Below are 17,256 nucleotides of genomic sequence, written 5' to 3'. Positions count from 1 at the left end.
GCGAGCTATCCGACACCAGCACCGCCGAAGGCATTCAACAGTCGCTGGCCTGGTACGAAGCTTTTTCACGCATCCAGTTCGGCCGCGTGCCCGTGGTTGCCGTCCTGCATGGTGCCGTTGTCGGCGGCGGCCTGGAACTGGCCTCGGCGCTGCATGTCCGCATCGCTGAAGAAGATGCCTATTTTGGCCTGCCGGAAGGCCAACGCGGGATTTTCCTGGGCGGCGGCGGCTCGGTCCGTATCGCCAAACTCATCGGTTTTTCCCGAGTCACTGAAATGATGCTGACAGGCCATGTCCTGGATGCCCGCGAAGCCCTGGCCACCGGCCTGGTGCATTACGTCGCCGCCCCGGGGGCGGGCATGGCCAAGGCCAGGGAGCTGGCAGAAAGAATTGCCGGCAATGCGCCCATGTCCAATTTTTCCATTCTCAATGCCTTGCCCCTGATTGCCGAACAGCCCATGTCCCATGGCTTGTTCACCGAAGCGCTCATGGCCGCCATCGCGCAAGGCGAACCCGCCGCCAAAGCGCGGCTGCAGGCCTTCCTGCAAAAGCGCGCGGGCAAAGTCGTGCCCGGCCATTAAGGCCTCATAGGCCATTCACGCCGCATACGCCATGCATTACCGCCAAGCGCTGCCCCCGCCCAGCGCACGGCTCCGGCACGGCTGCGCCCGTCTGCGCCAGCCGCCATCAGAAGCCGCCCCACCCACCCGCTGCGGCACGCCTGGCGTGCCAACCGCCCTAGTGAAAGAGGAGACCATGAAGCCCACCCCCGACACCGCCACCGCCCTGGCTGAGACGCCTGCCGCCCCGGATATCCGCCCGTTTTTCCGCCCTGATTCGGTTGCCATTATCGGCATGTCCAGCAAGCCCGGCTCGGCGGGCCAGGTTGTCCTGGCCAATCTGGTCAATGGCGGTTATCAAGGCCAGATTCATCTGGTAGGCCGCAGCGGCGGCCAATTGGCAGACCGCCCCATCCTCACCGATATCGCGCAGCTGCCCGAAGGCATTGAGCTGGCCATCCTGATGCTGCCCTCCGAAGCCGTGCGTGATGCTGTGCAAGCCTGCGTGGCGCGCGGCATACGCGGGGCCGTCTGTTTTGCCTCGGGCTTTGCGGAAATGGGCGACGAAGGGCGCCGCCAGCAGCAGGAAATCGCCGAGCTTGCGCGTGCCGGCGGCATGGCCTTGCTGGGCCCCAATACGGTCGGCTACTTCAATTATGCCGATGCCTTCTATGTGATGATGGTGCCATTGGTCCTGCCTCCCCGCCTGGACCCCAAGGACGGCCCGGCAATCGCCATCGTGGCCCAAAGCGGCGGGGTGGGGGCGCATATCGCCGCCTCCTTGCTGGCTCGCGGCGTCCCGCTGTCATACATGATGACCACTGGCAACGAAGCCCAGACCGGCTTGGCGGAAATGGTCCGTTTCTTCGCCGCGGATCCGCATACGGGGGCCATCGTCATTTATGCGGAACAAATCCGCAGCGCAAGCGATTTCCTGGCGGCGGCTCACGCGGCGCGCGCGAGCCGCAAACCCATCGTCATGCTGCACCCCGGCCGCAGCGAGCAATCGCAGGCAGCGGCGCAATCCCACACCGGCGCTCTCGCCGGCAACCACGCCGCCATGCGCTTGATGGCCCGTCATGCCGGCGTGCTGGTGGTGGACACCCTGGAAGAAGTCATTGACGTCGGCCAATTGATGCTGCGTTACCCCACCCCGCCTACAGGCGGATTGGGGCTAGTCACCGCCTCGGGGGCCATCTGCGGCCTGGCGCAAGACTATGTGGACACCCTGGGCCTGGCCATGCCGCCGCTCTCCCCGGCGCAGGCCGAAACGCTGCGCGGGCACTTGCCGGCTTTCCTGCCATCGCGCAATCCGCTGGATATCGGCACTTTATCCGCCTACCAGCCCTCGATTCTGGAGACCGGTGTGGCCGCACTGCTGGCCGATCCCGGCATAGGCAGCCTGCTGGCCTCCATGCCCATGCCCGAACCGGCCGCCTCGGTTGAATGGCTGGACTACTTTCTGGCGGGCGCCGCAGACAGCGGCAAACCGGCGATCTATGTCATGCAAAATGAGGACACGCCACCGGCAGCCGACTTTATTGCGCTGGCGCGCAAACATCGCGCCGTCATCATGCGCTCCCCGGAGCGCGCCTTGCGGGCGCTGGCTTGCGTCACCCGCTTCGGCCTCGAACAGTCCACCGAACAGTCCACCGCTCAGTCCCCCCCTCAAGCCGCGGTACAGGCCGCTACACAAACTGCTGCACAAACAACCGCTGCACAAACCGCCAAGCAGCCCGCCATGAGCACGCCTGGCGCCATGGCCGCTCCCGCCGCCACCGCCACTGCCACTGCCACTGCCACTGCCATCATCGCCTCTCACGCCCATGCCTCCATCGCCCCGCCCGCGCCATGGCCTGCGATGGCGCCAGGCGCCCAAGCCGAATGGCTGGGCAAGCAGGTTTTGCGGACGCTTTCCATTGCCACGCCGCCGGGAGGCCTGGCGCGCTCCCTGGAAGACGCCTTGCATATTGCTGCCGGTATCGGCTATCCCGTCGCCCTCAAGGCCCAGGCTGCCCATCTGACACACAAAAGCGACGCCGGCGGCGTCTTATTGAATATTGCCGATGCGGACGCCCTGCGCGTAGCCTGGCAGACCTTGCAGGACAACATCCGGCATGCCGCGCCAGATGTGGAACTGGACGGCGCTTTGGTCGAAAAAATGGGCGCGCGCGGCCTCGAACTCGTGGTTGGCGCCAGCCGTGACCCGCAGTGGGGGCCGATTCTGATGGTTGGCCTGGGCGGTATTTGGGTCGAAGCGCTGGGCGACGTGCAATTGCTGCCGCCAGACCTACCGCAGGACGCCATCATCGGCAAGCTGCTGGCGCTCAAGGGCCATCAGCTGCTGCGCGGGTTCCGCGGCCAGCCTGCTGTGGATCTGCCCGCCGTGGCCAAGGCCGTCGCGCAGATCGGGCACTTGATGCTGACGCGCCCTGAGATTGCGGAAATAGACATCAACCCCCTGGTGGCCTACCCGGAAGGCCAGGGCGTCATGGCGCTTGATGCGCTGCTGGTAACCCGCTGAACCCGCGGCATGGCGCCTGCCAAACACGCGCCATGCCTTCGTCCGGCAGCCCCGCCCCGCTGCCACACAAGGAAACCGAGCATGAAAGGACAGGCATATATCGTTGGTGCCTACGAGCACCCAAGCCGCGACGCCGCTGACAAAACCCTGGCCCAGCTGCATATTGAATCCGCGCTGGGCGCGCTGGCCGATGCCGGGCTGAGCCTGCAGGATGTGGACGGCTATTTCTGCGCCGGAGATGTGCCGGGTTGGGAGTCCCCCGGCTCCGGGCCGATGTCTGTCGTGGAATACCTGGGGCTGAACCTGCGGCACCTGGACACCACCGAGACCTGGGGCTCAGCCTACATCAATCACGTCGCCCATGCGGTGCAGGCCATTGCCGCCGGCAAGTGCCGCGTGGCGCTCATCACCCAGGGCGGCCGGCCGCGAGCGGAAAAATTGCCCCCCGAGGCCGCCATGCGCCTGCAGCCGCAGCACGCCCCGGAAGCGCAGTTCGAACTGCCCTACGGCGCCGTGGTCACCAATGTGTATGGCATGTGCGCCGCGCGCCACATGCATGAGCACGGCACGACCGCCGAACAGCTGGCCTGGATCAAGGTCGCGGCGTCCCACCACGCCAGCCACAATCCGCATGCCATGCGGCAGGAAATCGTGACCGTACAGGATGTGCTGGATTCCCCTGTTATCGCCACGCCGCTGCACCGGCTGGACTGCTGCATCATCAGCGACGGCGGCGGCGCGCTGGTGCTGGCGCACCCGGATATCGCCCGCAGCCTGAAGCGCCCGCTCGTCACGCCCACAGGCGCGGGCTTCAACGTGCGCCACCTCAATGGCGGTTATTTCGACATCCTGGCTTCGGGCGGCGTGCGCAGCGGCGCCGAGGCCTTTGCCCAGGCCGGTGTGCGGCCCGCGGATATCCAGTACGCCTCGCTCTACGACAGCTTTACCATCACTGTCCTGATCCAGCTGGAAAACCTGGGCTTCTGCGCCCCCGGCACCGGCGGACGCTTCGTCGCCGATGGCGGGCTGATTTCAGGTACCGGACGCCTGGCGGTCAATACGGACGGCGGCGGCCTGTGCAACAACCATCCCGGCAACCGGGGCGGCATGACGCGCCTGCTGGAAGCCGTGCGCCAATTGCGCGGCGAAGCCCACCCGGCCGTCCAGGTTCCCGGTTGCCGGCTCGCGCTCGCGCACGGCACCGGCGGGCAACTAGGCGGCCGCCACGGCAGCGCCACCATGATTCTGGAACGTGAGGACTGATCCATGAGCTCCCGCAACATCATCCCTCCCCAGCCCAACCCGGAAACGGCGGCATACTGGCAAGCCGCCAATCAGGGCAAACTGATGCTCAAGCGCTGCTGCGACACCGGCACCGCCTTTTACTACCCGCGCGACCATAGTCCCTTTACCGGCGGCGCGACCGAATGGTTCGAAGCCAGCGGCCAGGCCACGCTATACAGCTACAGCATTTTGCTGCGCAGCCCGGCGCCCTATTGCCTGGCCTATGTGCAACTGGCCGAAGGCCCCCTCATGATGAGCAACATCCTCACCGAGGATTTCAACAGCCTGAGCATTGGCCAGGCCCTGCGCCTGGACTTCCTGGACAGCGGCAACGGCCAGCAACTGCCGGTGTTCCGCCCGGCCTGAAGCCTGGCCCCGCCACCGATCGGCCGGCTTGCCAGCCATCAGCGCCGGCCTGACATGCAAGCGCGTGCCAGGCCGGGAAGCACCGCAGCCAGCCTAGGCTGCCATCAACAAGACCAGCGCATGCAGGGCCAGGCCGATCAGGCCGCCCACCAGCGTACCGCTGAAGCGGATGTATTGCAGGTCGCTGCCCACGCTGCGTTCCAGCTCTTGCACCAGTTGACGCTCGTCCCAGTTCCGTACCGTCCGGGAAATGTGCTCGGTCACGCCATCGCGCAGCCGGTCGGCCAGTTTGGCGGCATTGCTCAAGATGTGCTCGTTCAGGGCATCGCGCAGCGAGTCATCGTCGCGCAGCCTTTCCCCGAAACCGGCCAGCGCTTTTTCCAGATGACGGCCTATGGCCGAATCCGGTGCGGCAAGGTCGGCCCGCAGCAAGGCCATGATGTCAGCCCACACGCCGTCGATATAGGCCTGCACCTGCCCATGCGCCAGCAGACGCTGCTTCATGGCATCCACCTGCTCGGCCAGCGCCGGGTCGCTGCCCAGGCGGCGCACGTAATCCGCCACCCAGGCTTCATAGTCGCGCCGCAACGGGTGCCCAGGCTCTTCCAGCACGGCCTGCATTTCCTCCAGCAGCGCCCGCGCCAGGCGGTCGGCCAGGCGGCCGGACAGTTCGTCCACCGACGTCACCGCCCCCACTACCTTGAGCAAGGTGGGCCATTCCCGGCTGGCATAGCGCACCATCATGGCGGAAATGCGCTGTTTAACGGCCTCGTCGCCGATATAGCCGCCCAACTGGCGCAGCGCTTCGTCCAGCAGTACCTGGTGACGGCCGTCGCGCGTCAGCAGATTCAATATTTCGCTGGCCGTGCCCGCCGCATTCCAGCGCAGCAAATAGCCGCGCAGCGAATCGGTCAGCGCCGCCTTGACGGCCTTGTCATCCAGCAAGTCCAGGCCCTGCAAGGCCGTCTGGCGCAGGCCCGCCCCCAGGCGCTCACGTTGTGCCGGCTCAGCCAGCCAGGCGCCCAGGCGGGCGGCAGGGTCGAACAGCTTCAGTTTTTCCAGCAGGGTTTCCGGCGCCAGGAAATGGTCACGCACGAACACGGCCAGGCTATCGCCAATACGTTCCTTTTTGTTCGGAATAATGGCGGTATGAGGCAAGGGCAGGCCCAGCGGGTGGCGAAACAGGGCAACCACCGCGAACCAGTCGGCCAGCGCCCCGACCGTGGCCGCTTCACAGAAGGCGCGTAACCACGCCCAGCCGCCCTGGCCGCCCATCAGGTGGCTGGTGATGAAACCCGCCAGGGTCAGCGCCAGCAAACCCAGGGCGCGCCGCTTCATGCGGCGCAGCGTACGATTCTGTTGCTCCAGCGCAGCGCTGTCTGCCATGACTGTCCGTCCGTGAAGCCCTGCATTGTCCGGCCCGCTCCGTTCCGGCCATCGACCGCAACGAGGCCTCGCCTTGGCGGGCCGTGGGCTGAAAGAAATGAATGCGAATAAGGAATACGCATAATATTAGGCTACTGCGATAGCCGGTATCCGCCCTGTTTTCTCAAGCGCCCGGTCTGTCTGCCCCAGAACGTGCACTGCGTTTCCATGTTGTCCTTCACGATCCCGCCAGCGGGCCTGTCCCGTCCTGCCCATGCCATCCACCGCCGCTGCCATCCCGCCCGTTCCTGCCGCCGATGTCCGGCTCTGGCGCGACCCCCTGCTGCCTCATGTCGAACTGCGGCAGGCCAGCCACAGCCGCGCCTGCTATGTGCCCCACAGCCACCCCAGCTATTCCATAGGCGCAATCGACAGCGGCCATAGCCTGTTCACCGGCGCCCATGGCGGCCGGCGGCATACCGGCCCCGGCACCCTGGTGTACGTACCGCCAGCGCATGTCCATGCCTGCAATCCGGCCTCCCTGGAAAGCTGGAGTTATCACATGCTGCACCTGGATGCCGCCTGGGTGGAAGCACTGCGCATCGAACACGCCGCACTATCGGGCGCCTCGCTTGCGCCCCGGTACATGGATCAGGTCATGCTGGCCACCGCGCCACCACGGTATGCGGCCTATCGCCAGCTGGCGCAAATACTGGGCACTGGCCAGCCGGCTTGCGCCAAGGATGCCGCGCTCGTCGAATTCGTCATGGACAGCGATACCCAGCCAGCCGCTGCCCCCTTGCCGCCGCTGGCCCGCTGCGCCCCCGGCCCGGCACTGCTGCGCGTGATGGACGCCTTGCGCGACGACCCGGCCGCCAATCCGTCGCTGGCCGGGCTGGCCGCCCTGGCCGGCATGGGCCGCTACCAGCTGCTACGCGCCTTCCGCGCAGCGACGGGCATGACACCCCATGCCTACCAGCTGGATTTCCGCATCAATCAGGCACGAGACTGGCTGCGCCAGGGCGCCAGCCTGGCCGACACGGCCTATCGGCTGGGCTTCGCGGACCAGAGCCATTTCCAGCGCATGTTCAAGGCCCGCGCCGCCATGCCGCCTGGCCGCTACCGCAGCGGCGCCTAGCGCGGCCGCCCACCAGAGAGTGGCTGTTCCGGCGGCTGCCGCCAGCCTCTCTCGCTGCGCCTTCCGCAGCCCCCGCCCTGGGGCGCCACGCCGGCCAGCGGCAGGGGTACGCCATATCCGCCGCAATTTCATTCAATACCGGATCCCGGACACCGGACACACTGGCGGCCATCGCCTCTGCCTGTCCTTGTCATGTCCACCTTTCTTCTGATTGCCAGCGCCCATTTCTTCGCCCTCCTTGCTCCCGGCCCGGATTTCCTGCTGATCACCCGTCTCGCCGCTGGCAATGGCCTGCGTGTTGCAGCCAGCGCCTGCCTGGGCATCGCCCTCGCCAATGGCCTGTTCATCGCCATCGCATTCGCCGGGCTGGATCTGCTGAAACCGGACACAGTATTGTTTCGCGGCCTGCAGATAGCAGGCGGCGCCTATCTGCTTTACCTGGCGCTGGCCCTGATGCGCAGCAGCAAGCCTTCCTCACCCGGCGCAGAGCGCCGACTGCCCGCCCATGCGCCACGCTTGTCCTGGGCGCGCGTGCTGGGCATGGGCGGGCTATCGGCCCTGCTCAACCCGAAAAACGCATTGTTCTACGGCAGCCTGGCCTCCATGCTCGCCAGTACCCATACCCCGTCACTCTGGCTCTGGCTATGCGGCATCTGGATGTTCTGCGTCGTGCTGGCCTGGGATCTGCTGGTCGCCGCGCTCATCTGCAACCCTTGGGCGCAGCGCCACTATCATCGCTGGCTGCCAGTGGTAGAACGGATCTGCGGCCTTTTACTCGGCTTGCTGGGCCTGCTGATGTTATGGCAGGGATTAACTCCAAAAAAATAGATTGCATGCAATCAATTGATATACAATCTATTTTATGGACACACACCCTGACTCTCTTTCAGGCGCGCAGGATTCCCCTCACGTCAATGCCAACACCACCTTTCCGTCGCTGGTCAGCTGTGTCGCGCGCCAATGGCGCCGCGCACTGGATGCCGAATTGCAGCCTCTGGGATTGACTGAAGCCACCTGGCGCGCCTTGCTGCATGCGTCACGCGCCGCAACCCCGCTGCCCCAGAAAGATCTGGCGCGCACCATGGGGCTGGACAGCTCATCCGTGGTCCGCCTGCTGGTCATGCTGGAACGTGACGGCCATGTCGTCCGCGTCGAAGACACCGCAGACAAACGCGTCAAACGCATCCTGCTGACGGAATCTGGCCGTGCGCTCAGCCTGCGGGTTGAAAGCATCGCCGGCGAAGTCCGCGCCCGGCTGCTGGGCGGACTGCCCGAAGGCGAACTCGCGCTTGCCATGAAAGTCCTGCGCCAGGTATCCGCCACCCTGGCTGCCAACAACAGCGATCCCCAATCATGATGTCCGCGCCACAGGGCCGGCCGCCATTCTGGCTGCTGGCCGTCATCACCATTGCCAGCACAATGGCAATGAATTTTTTTGTGCCCGCCCTGCCGGCAGCTGGTCTGGAACTGAACGCCAGCAACGGCGCCATGCAGGCCACCATCAGCGTCTATATCCTGGGCTTGTCTGCCGGGCAGCTGGTCTATGGCCCGATCGCCGATAGCATCGGACGGCGGCCTACGCTGATGGTCGGGCTGGCGCTTTATGTGCTGGGCAGCCTGCTCGCGGCCTTTGCCGGCAGCCTGTCAGGCCTGCTGGGCGCGCGCCTGCTGCAGGCGCTGGGCGGCTGCGCCGGACTGGCGCTGGGCCGGGCCATTGCCCGCGACACCTCGGAAGCCCATGACGCCGTGCGCCGTCTGGCTCTCCTGAACCTGATGATGATGCTGGGCCCCAGCCTGGCGCCCTTGCTGGGCGGCATCCTAACCAGCCACACCAGCTGGCGCGCCGTGTTCTATCTCATGACAGCCATAGGCGCGGCCACGCTGGTCCTGTCCTGGCGCCTGCTGCCGGAAACCCTGCCCAGCGCCAATCGCCAAACGTTTCATGTCGGCCAAGTCGCGCGCAATTACCACTCCTTGCTGCGTTCCCGCGCCTTTGTTTACCTGTCCATAGGCGGCGGGCTGACCACCACCAGCATGCATGCCTTCATTTCCAGCGCGCCCTTTATTTTTCACGACAGGCTGGGCCGCCCCCTGCATGAAGTCGGACTGTATTTGTGCGCTTTGATCTTCGGCATGTCGCTGGGCAATGCCGTAACCAGCCGCCTGGTCACGCGCATGTCGGCCAACCGTCTGCTGATCGGCGGCACCCTGCTGAGCCTGGCGGCCGCCGCAACGCTGGCCGCCCAGGTAGCCGCCGGCTACCTGACCGTCACCGGCATCCTGCTGAGCATGACGGCACTGACCTGCGGCGCCGGCATCGCCAGCCCGGCCATCCTCACCAAAGCCATCAGCGTTGATAACAAACTGATAGGCTCGGCCTCAGGCCTGTATGGCAGCACGCAAATGCTGATGGGCGCCATCTGCACCGCCCTGGCGGCCATCATTGGCAACCCTGCCGCAGGCGCGGCGGCGGTGCTGCTCGGTGCTGCCGTGCTGGCTCAGCTCTGCCTGCGCCAGGGCCTGAAACACCTGCCCGCCGAAACCTGAAACCGGCCTCGGCCTGGCGCCGCTGCCGGGCCAGCGGCGCCGCTCCCTTACGGGCAGCCCGCCCTGATCCGGCCCTGGTCATCCCGCTCAGGTCATCCCGCTCAGGTCTCGCGCGCAGGTCTCGAACTCGTGTCTCGCGCTCAGGCAAGCGCCACGCGCTTGGCGTAGCGCCCATCCAGCCACAAGGCGTAGAAGTTCAGGCAGCCCAGCCCGGCCCCCATCAGGCAGACTGACTGCCAGCCGCCATACTGCCAGGCCATGGAGCCCAAGGCCGAGCCCAGCGCCGCGCCGCCAAAATAGCAGGTCATATAGACGGCATTGATACGCGAGCGCGCATCCGGCAGCAGCCGGTAGATCACATGCTGGTTACTGATATGAATGCCTTGCAGCGCCAGATCTATCATCAGGATTCCCGCCAGGAACCAGGCCAGCGAATCCCGCCCCAGCCACAGCATCCCCCAGCCTGCGACCAGCAAGACGCCAGACGTCCGCATGGTCATCAGGCCCCAGCCCCGATCTGCCAGCCGGCCTGCCACATTGGCCATCAAAGCGCCGGCCACACCGGCCAGCCCGACCAGGCCGATCGCCATATCTGACAAACCATGCGCGGGCCCGGCCAGCAGCAAGGCCATGGTAGAAAACAGCACGCTGACCGAGCCAAAGGAAATGCCGCCCATCAACGCAGAGCTACGCAGGCGGGGCAAGCGCGCCAGCAATCCTCCCAGCGACCGCAAAGTGCTCAGATAGCCGGTGCGCGCCGCCGTCGCCGGCACATCAGGCAAGGAGCGCCACAAGGCCAAGGCCACCAGCAGCATCGCGACGCCGCCAACGCGGTAAACCAATTGCCAGCCCCCGATTTCCGACAGCACGCCGGCCACGCTGCGTGCCAACAGGATGCCCATCAGCAGCCCGCTCATCACCAGCCCAACCGCCCGGCCGCTGGCACCCGGGGCCGCCAGCGCGGCCGCCATAGGCACCAGCACCTGGGCCGCCACGGAAAACAGCCCTGTCATCAGCGTCCCGACGAGCAGCCAGCTGAAACTCGCGGAGAAACCGCTGAGGAACAAGCCCGCCGCGGCCAGCATCATCATGACCACCGCCAGACGGCGGCGTGCCAGCATGTCGCCCAGCGGCACCAGCAGCAACAGCCCCAAACCGTAAGAAACCTGGGCGATGGTCACCGTCATGGACGACCGGGATTCGGGCACGCCAAATGCCTGGGCGATGGAATTCAACAACGGCTGATTGAAATAATTCGCTCCCGCGCACAGGCCACAGGCCAGCGCCATTAACAGCAGGATGCGATTCGACAGCACGAGCGGACTGCCAGCGGCGGGCGCCTGCGCAGGCTGCGCGCGCAACTTCTCCTCAGACACGGATTCCCCTTTTCTTGAACCCGCCCGGCACTCTCTCAGGCCAGGCAAACGCCGACCCCATGCCGGCGCGCATGACCAGCGGCTGCCGCCGGTCATGCACGTCCGCTACTCTACGCTACCCCCTGGCTCAACTCCACCCGGTTGCGGCCCAGATTCTTGGCACGATACAAAGCCTGATCGGCTGCCTTGAGCAGCAACAGATAGTCCGGGTGCCCCGTATATAGGGCGACGCCTATGCTGAGCGTCATATGCAGATGGATATTCTGCCCCAGCGGAATGCGTTCATTTTCGGCCCGGCGCCTCAGGTTTTCGGCGACCAGCATGGCGGTTTGCGGCTCGACATCCACCAGGACAACCAGAAACTCCTCTCCTCCCAGGCGGAACAGATAATCGCTGCTGCGCACGGCCTGGGACATAAAGAGGCCGACATGGCGCAGCGCCGCATCTCCGCCATCGTGGCCATGTTCATCGTTGATGCGCTTGAAATGGTCTATGTCCACCATCAATACCGCCAGCCCGCCGCCGTTGGTGCGCGCAAACTCGATTTCGCGATTCATGATGACCTGGAGATACTTGCGGTTCAGCAGGCGCGTCAGCACATCGCGCCCCGACTCCAGATAGCCTGCTTGCTGGAACAAACCCTCCAGCAAAAACCCCACCGTCCGGCAATGGTCCCGGATACGCCGCAGAACATCTACCTGCCCGCCTCCCTTGCCATCGGCCTCCGGAGGCTGCGCGCCCAATTGCGCGGCCGCAATATCCACCCGTTCGATTTCCGTCAGGATGGCCGCCACATCCGAGCTGCCCTCGAACGCATGCGCGGCCTTGTGAGTAAACCAAAGCCCGAATTCCGACTTGCCCAGCAGCGGCAGATTGGCGCGCGCCTGGTTCACCGCCACTTCGTACATGAATTGGTTTTCCCAGCCCAGCAGCGCTGCGCGCTGCTTTTCCCGCTCCGTCCCAATATCCTGGGAAATGGCAAAGAGACGGTAGGCTTCTTCGGCTCGCGAATTACGGTCATGCGATACCGCATAGGCCTGGCACATGACCTCCATGGCCAGGGACGTCAGCTCCGCGACATAGGTCACGGCCTCCGTGCGCAAGGCCGGGTCGGCCGTCTGCAACTGAATGAAAATCGCCTCATTGAGCGCGCGCGCGCCCCGCATGACCAGATGCGTCGGAATACCGATGCGCGCATGCACGCCCCCCACCCGTTTCTGATAGGCAACCGTGCCCTCGTAATCCTGCGTCAAGGCAACGGAGAATACCCCTTCCAGCCAGGACTGCAGGGCAGGATGCAAACGGCTCTGCACCAATTGCGCCGATAGAAAAAACGACGCGGCCGAATCCTGCATCATTTGCTCGTAAAACCGGGACGCCAGTTCAGCCTTCTGCTCTTGCACCAGGGCTTGCACCAAGCGCCAGACGTCTTCGCTGTACCGACCGCAAATATGACGCCAGTCTGCCATCCACTCCTCGGGCGAGGTATTTTTTCTTAACATTTCAAAACCTTGCTTCATGTGTCAATATTCTGGCACGGAAGCGAACAAATCAGGAAGCCGAACAGGAAAAAAAGACCAGAAGACCCTTGGCTGGACTTCGCTGGCGGCCTGAGCGCTGCTGGCGTCCTGAAACAGCAAGGAACAAGAATCAACCCTATTTGGCGCCCTTTGGAAACAGCGCTGGCATAATGCAAGCGACCGCTCCCGGGTTCTGGAAATGACATTCAAGGTCTCCTTGCCAAACGCCATGCCGCAATTTTGCCCAGCCGCCCGCCGCCCCTCGCGGCCGTTCCTGCCCCTTTTGTTACTGGCCCTGCTTGGCGCCAGCCTGCTGAGCGCCTGCGAGCGCGCCGCTCCCCCCGCCCCCGGCGCCATCCCGGTGCGCCTGGAAACCGTGGGCAGCACGGCACCAGACAATGTCATTGCCTTGCCCGGCACCGTCGCGGCGCGCACCGAAAGCCAGCTGGGCCTGCGCGTCAGCGGCCGCCTGTCGGCACGCCCGGCAGATAGGGGCGACCAGGTCAAGGCCGGAACGCTGCTGGCCACCCTGGATCCCGTTCCCTTGCAACTGGCCGTCCAGTCCGCCGAAGCCCAGCTGACGCAAGCACGCAGCGCGGCCGCGCAGGCCCGCAGCGATGTGACGCGCAATCAAACACTGGTCGCGCGCGGCGCGCTCGCCAAAGCCGATTTCGAGCGTATGGAGACCGCCCAGGCAACAGCAGCAGCCCAGCTTCGCGCCGCCGCCAGCCAGCTTGAACGTGCCCGTACCGACCTGGCCGATGCCACGCTGCGCGCGCCGCATGACGGCATCATCACTGCCATCTGGGCCGAACCCGGACAAGTCATTGCTGCCGGCGCGCCGGTGGTTTCACTGGCCTACGCCGGTGAACAGGAAGTGCAGGCCGATGTGCCTGAGCATCTGGTCACGCGTATTGCTCCCAGCACCGCCGCCCAGGTGGCGCTGCTCGAACAGCCCGGACAGTCTTTTCCCGCCACGGTGCGCGAAGTGGCCCCTGCAGCTGACCCTGTCACCCGCACCTTCCGCATCCGCCTGACCGTGCCCGGGCTGGACCGCCATGCCCGCCTCGGCATGAGCACGACCGTTACCCTGCCCCGCCAGGCGGGTGACCACGCTGCGGCCTGGGCCTTGCCTTTGTCAGCGCTTTTGCAGCATGAGGGCGCGCCTGCCGTCTGGGTGTTGCCGCCTGATGCCGAGCACCTGACGCTGCGCCCGGTCACGATCGGCCGCCTGGGCACCGATCATTTCACCGTCATAGACGGACTGGCTGCCGGCGAACGCGTGGTAACCGCCGGCGTGCACCGCCTGGACGCAGGCCAGACGGTTGTTCCCTGGGACGGCCGCCTGCCATGAGCCGCTTCAATCTTTCCGCCTGGGGCCTGCGGCACGGCGCCCTGGTGCTATTCGCCATGCTGATGTCACTGGCGCTGGGCGTGCAGGCCTATTTTCAGCTGGGGCGCTCCGAAGACCCAGAAATGACCATTATGGTCATGACCCTGGACGTTGCCTGGCCAGGCGCCACGACTGAAGAAATGCAGAAGCAGGTCGTCGAGAAAATCCAGCGCACCCTGCAAGAAGTGCCCTATTACGAATACGTCAACAGCTACGTCCGCCCCGGCCGCGCCACAATGTTTCTGGTCTTGAAGGATTGGGCAGGCAAAGCCGCCATCCACGAAAGCTGGTATCAGGCGCGGAAACGGGTTGGCGATATGCGCTATACCTTGCCGGAAGGCGTCATCGGCCCCTTCTTCAACGACGACTTCGGCGATACCTTCTACGCCTTCCATGCCGACGGTTTCGACGATGCCGATATGAAGCAAGTCCTGCTGGCCGCACGCGAACATGTGCTGGCGCTGCCCGATGTTTCCAAGGTTGCCCTGCTGGGCGTCCAGGACCAGCGCTTCTACCTGGAATTCAGCCACGCCCGCCTGGCGCAGCTCGGCCTGTCGCCAGATCAGGTGCTGCACAGCCTGGCCCAGCGCAATATCGTCATGCCCGCCGGCACCGTCGAAGGCCCGCGCGCCCGGATTGCCGCGCGCGTGGATGGCGCCATCCATCGCCTTGAAGATATCGAAAACACGCCGGTTTCCGCCAATGGCCGCACATTCCGCCTGGGCGATATCGCAACCGTCACGCGCGGCTTCATTGACCCGCCGGAATCCTCCATGCGGCGCGACGGCGAACGCGTTACGGGCCTGGCGGTTTCCATGGTGGAAGGCGGGGATATTCTGCGCCTGGGCCAGCAGTTGCAAGACACCATGGCAGCCTTCCAGCGCCAGTTGCCCGCCGGCATCCATATCGAGAAAATCGTTGACCAGCCCACGCTGGTGGACCACTCCATCAATGAATTCCTGGGCCACTTCCTGCTGGCGCTGGCCATTGTGCTGGCCGTCAGCCTGATGGCCCTGGGGCTGCGCACCGGCATTGTTGTCGCCCTGTCGGTGCCGCTGGTCCTGGGCATTACCTTTTTCATCATGTGGCGCATGGGCATACACCTGCACCGCGTTTCGCTGGGCGCGCTCATCATCGCGCTGGGCCTGCTGGTGGACGACGCCATCATTGCCGTGGAAATGATGCTGGTGAAAATGGAACAGGGCTGGGACCGCTTCCGCGCCGCGTCCTTTGCCTGGACTTCCACCGCCTTCCCCATGCTGACTGGCACCCTGATTACGGTTGCCGGTTTTGTGCCGGTCGGCTTCGCCCGCTCATCAACCAGCGAATTCACGCAATCCATCTTCTGGGTAGTCGGCATTTCGCTGATTGTCTCCTGGCTGGTCGCCGTCCTCTTCACCCCGTATCTGGGCGCCAGGCTGCTGCCCGATATGCCTGGCCCCGGCAGCCATGGCAAACCGGAAAGCCCGGCGCGCCAGCGCATGCGCCGCTGGTTCGCGTCCCATATCGACTGGTGCGTGACGCATCGCAAAGCCGTGCTGATTTTCACCGCCCTGGCCTTCATCGCGTCGGTCGCCGCCTTCACGCTGGTGCCCAAACAGTTTTTCCCGGATTCGCCGCGCGAAGAAATCCTGATCGACGTGCATCTGGAAGAAGGCGCCAGCTACGCCGCCACGCTGAACGAAACGCTGGCCGTCGAAAAGCTGCTTGGCCAGGATGAGCGCGTCGGCCATTACACCGCCTACGTCGGCGGCGGCGCCCCGCGCTTTTACCTGGCGCTGGAACCGGAACTGCCCAAACTGAACTATGCGCAGCTGATTGTCTATCCCAAGGACATTGACGATACCCCGGCGCTGGCCGCCAGCCTGCGCCAGCAATTGCAGCAACACTTCGCGCACATCCGCACGCGTGTCTATCTGCTGGAACTGGGCCCGCCAGTCGGCTATCCGGTCCAGTTCCGCGTGCGCGGCAGCGACCCGGACACCGTGCGCGGCATTGCCTACCAGGTGCGGGACATCATGCGCCAGCACCCGCATATCCGTGATGTCAACCTGACCTGGAACGAACGCACCAAGGCTGTCCGCCTGGTCGTCGATCAGGACAGGGCGCAGGCATTGGGGCTAAGCACGGAAGCCATTGCCCGGACGCTGCAAACCATGCTGAGCGGCTACACCGTCACGCAGGTGCGCAAAGGCGACGAATTGATAGATGTGGTGGCGCGCGCCGTCCCTGAAGAAAGGCTGGATGCCGCCCGGCTGGATGAAATCACGCTGCGCACCGCGGCGGGCGCAGCCGTCCCCCTGGGACAAGTCGCCCGCTTGCAGCCCGAGCTCGAAGAAGGCGGCCTCTGGCTGCGCGACCGCCTGCCCACGCTCGCCGTACGCGCCGATGTCATAGATGCGCAGGCGCCGGACGTATCGGCCGAGATTGAACCCATGCTGGCGCCATTGCGCGCCAGCCTGCCGGTCGGCTATGCCATAGATACCGGCGGATCCATGGAAGAAAGCGCCAAGGCCAATGGCGCCATCGCACTGGTACTGCCGCTCATGCTGCTGCTCTGGGCCATGTTCCTGATGATCCAGCTGCAAAGCTTCAGCCGCATGTTCATGGTGTTGCTGACCGCCCCGCTAGGCATGATGGGCGTCAGCCTCGGCCTGCTGGTCACCCAGGTTCCTTTCGGCTTTGTCGCCACCCTGGGCGTCATCGCCCTGGCCGGGATGATCATGCGCAACTCCGTCATTCTGGTCGATCAGATAGACCGTGACATCGCCGCTGGCGACCCGCGCTGGGATGCCATCATTCATGCCACCATGCGCCGCACCCGCCCCGTTGTACTGACGGCGCTGGCCGCCATCCTGGCCATGGTGCCGCTGACGCTGTCCGTCCTGTGGCGCCCCATGGCCATTTCTATCATGGGCGGCCTGGCCGTGGCCACCGTGCTGACCTTGTTCTTCGTGCCCGCGCTGTATGCGGCCTGGTTCCGCGTGCGCCGCGACGAAGCCGCGCCAGCCGCCGCCGCGCCCGCGCCCGGCCCCGCGGCCTGAGGCTCGCTGCCGGAGCGGCGGCAAGGCATATGCCGCCGCCCCGGGTTGGGGACCCCGCGCGGGGCGCCAAACGGCCGGGCGCGGCTATTATGGGTTCTGCTTGACCCCGGGGGCCCATCCCGGCCGGGTTGCAAATTAC

Annotated in this window: 13 protein-coding genes; 10 read left to right on the top strand and 3 right to left on the bottom strand. The window is 65.3% G+C overall.

Annotation, left to right across the window (positions count from 1 at the left end; genetic code table 11):
* The 4 genes from ACTJGZ_RS12185 to ACTJGZ_RS12170 all read left to right on the top strand — a co-directional run.
* Positions 1-581 (top strand): crotonase/enoyl-CoA hydratase family protein (locus ACTJGZ_RS12185; protein WP_441663189.1); only part of this gene is annotated, 581 nt, incomplete at its 5' end.
* Positions 582-756: 175 nt separating this feature from the next.
* Positions 757-3,084, top strand: a complete 2,328-nt coding sequence (locus ACTJGZ_RS12180; protein WP_441663188.1) for an acetate--CoA ligase family protein — start codon at positions 757-759, stop codon at positions 3,082-3,084.
* 81 nt (positions 3,085-3,165) lie between these two features.
* The gene (locus ACTJGZ_RS12175) at positions 3,166-4,347 is read left to right on the top strand and encodes a thiolase domain-containing protein (protein WP_441663187.1); all 1,182 of its coding nucleotides are present in this window, start codon (positions 3,166-3,168) and stop codon (positions 4,345-4,347) included.
* Between the two features lie 3 nt (positions 4,348-4,350).
* Positions 4,351-4,734 (top strand): Zn-ribbon domain-containing OB-fold protein, encoded by a 384-nt coding sequence (locus ACTJGZ_RS12170; RefSeq protein WP_068374868.1) that lies wholly within the window; start codon positions 4,351-4,353, stop codon positions 4,732-4,734.
* Between the two features lie 93 nt (positions 4,735-4,827).
* Here the strand turns inward: ACTJGZ_RS12170 and ACTJGZ_RS12165 are convergent, their stop codons facing one another.
* Positions 4,828-6,120, bottom strand: a complete 1,293-nt coding sequence (locus ACTJGZ_RS12165; protein ID WP_130487290.1) for a DUF445 domain-containing protein — start codon at positions 6,118-6,120, stop codon at positions 4,828-4,830.
* A gap of 253 nt (positions 6,121-6,373) precedes the next feature.
* Between ACTJGZ_RS12165 and ACTJGZ_RS12160 the strand changes: the two genes are divergently transcribed.
* The 4 genes from ACTJGZ_RS12160 (at position 6,374) to ACTJGZ_RS12145 (ending at position 9,784) form a co-directional block, all read left to right on the top strand.
* The gene (locus ACTJGZ_RS12160; protein WP_441663186.1) at positions 6,374-7,237 is read left to right on the top strand and encodes an AraC family transcriptional regulator; all 864 of its coding nucleotides are present in this window, start codon (positions 6,374-6,376) and stop codon (positions 7,235-7,237) included.
* Positions 7,238-7,429: 192 nt separating this feature from the next.
* Complete coding sequence (locus tag ACTJGZ_RS12155) at positions 7,430-8,065, top strand: LysE family translocator (RefSeq protein ID WP_441663185.1); 636 nt, start codon at positions 7,430-7,432, stop codon at positions 8,063-8,065.
* 34 nt (positions 8,066-8,099) lie between these two features.
* Positions 8,100-8,594, top strand: a complete 495-nt coding sequence (locus ACTJGZ_RS12150; RefSeq protein WP_441663184.1) for a MarR family winged helix-turn-helix transcriptional regulator — start codon at positions 8,100-8,102, stop codon at positions 8,592-8,594.
* A complete protein-coding gene (locus ACTJGZ_RS12145; protein ID WP_441663183.1) occupies positions 8,591-9,784 on the top strand; it encodes a multidrug effflux MFS transporter in 1,194 nt (397 codons plus the stop codon). Before ACTJGZ_RS12150 ends, ACTJGZ_RS12145 begins: the two co-directional genes overlap by 4 nt.
* 140 nt (positions 9,785-9,924) lie before the next feature.
* Here the strand turns inward: ACTJGZ_RS12145 and ACTJGZ_RS12140 are convergent, their stop codons facing one another.
* Positions 9,925-11,160, bottom strand: coding sequence for an MFS transporter (locus ACTJGZ_RS12140; RefSeq protein ID WP_441663182.1), 1,236 nt, complete (start codon positions 11,158-11,160; stop codon positions 9,925-9,927).
* Between the two features lie 110 nt (positions 11,161-11,270).
* Positions 11,271-12,680: a diguanylate cyclase gene (locus ACTJGZ_RS12135; protein WP_441663181.1), complete on the bottom strand. Its 1,410-nt coding sequence runs from the start codon at positions 12,678-12,680 to the stop codon at positions 11,271-11,273.
* Positions 12,681-12,909: 229 nt separating this feature from the next.
* Between ACTJGZ_RS12135 and ACTJGZ_RS12130 the strand changes: the two genes are divergently transcribed.
* Positions 12,910-14,034: an efflux RND transporter periplasmic adaptor subunit gene (locus ACTJGZ_RS12130; RefSeq protein ID WP_441663180.1), complete on the top strand. Its 1,125-nt coding sequence runs from the start codon at positions 12,910-12,912 to the stop codon at positions 14,032-14,034.
* A complete protein-coding gene (locus tag ACTJGZ_RS12125) occupies positions 14,031-17,117 on the top strand; it encodes an efflux RND transporter permease subunit (RefSeq protein WP_441663179.1) in 3,087 nt (1,028 codons plus the stop codon). Before ACTJGZ_RS12130 ends, ACTJGZ_RS12125 begins: the two co-directional genes overlap by 4 nt.
* The last annotated feature ends 139 nt before the right edge of the window (positions 17,118-17,256 follow it).

The sequence above is a fragment of the Kerstersia sp. genome, from assembly GCF_052103615.1.
Classification (GTDB): domain Bacteria; phylum Pseudomonadota; class Gammaproteobacteria; order Burkholderiales; family Burkholderiaceae_B; genus Kerstersia.
Note: the sequence above shows the minus strand (reverse complement) of the source record. Positions and strands in the feature narration are given on the sequence as shown.

What these genes read in the sequence shown, in the direction of transcription:
- ACTJGZ_RS12180 (WP_441663188.1), top strand. Translation starts at nt 757, where the DNA reads ATGAAGCCCACCCCCGACACCGCCACCGCCCTGGCTGAGACGCCTGCC.
- ACTJGZ_RS12175 (WP_441663187.1), top strand. Translation starts at nt 3,166, where the DNA reads ATGAAAGGACAGGCATATATCGTTGGTGCCTACGAGCACCCAAGCCGC.
- ACTJGZ_RS12170 (WP_068374868.1), top strand. Translation starts at nt 4,351, where the DNA reads ATGAGCTCCCGCAACATCATCCCTCCCCAGCCCAACCCGGAAACGGCG.
- ACTJGZ_RS12165 (WP_130487290.1), bottom strand. Translation starts at nt 6,120, where the DNA reads ATGGCAGACAGCGCTGCGCTGGAGCAACAGAATCGTACGCTGCGCCGC.
- ACTJGZ_RS12160 (WP_441663186.1), top strand. Translation starts at nt 6,374, where the DNA reads ATGCCATCCACCGCCGCTGCCATCCCGCCCGTTCCTGCCGCCGATGTC.
- ACTJGZ_RS12155 (WP_441663185.1), top strand. Translation starts at nt 7,430, where the DNA reads ATGTCCACCTTTCTTCTGATTGCCAGCGCCCATTTCTTCGCCCTCCTT.
- ACTJGZ_RS12150 (WP_441663184.1), top strand. Translation starts at nt 8,100, where the DNA reads ATGGACACACACCCTGACTCTCTTTCAGGCGCGCAGGATTCCCCTCAC.
- ACTJGZ_RS12145 (WP_441663183.1), top strand. Translation starts at nt 8,591, where the DNA reads ATGATGTCCGCGCCACAGGGCCGGCCGCCATTCTGGCTGCTGGCCGTC.
- ACTJGZ_RS12135 (WP_441663181.1), bottom strand. Translation starts at nt 12,680, where the DNA reads ATGAAGCAAGGTTTTGAAATGTTAAGAAAAAATACCTCGCCCGAGGAG.
- ACTJGZ_RS12130 (WP_441663180.1), top strand. Translation starts at nt 12,910, where the DNA reads ATGCCGCAATTTTGCCCAGCCGCCCGCCGCCCCTCGCGGCCGTTCCTG.
- ACTJGZ_RS12125 (WP_441663179.1), top strand. Translation starts at nt 14,031, where the DNA reads ATGAGCCGCTTCAATCTTTCCGCCTGGGGCCTGCGGCACGGCGCCCTG.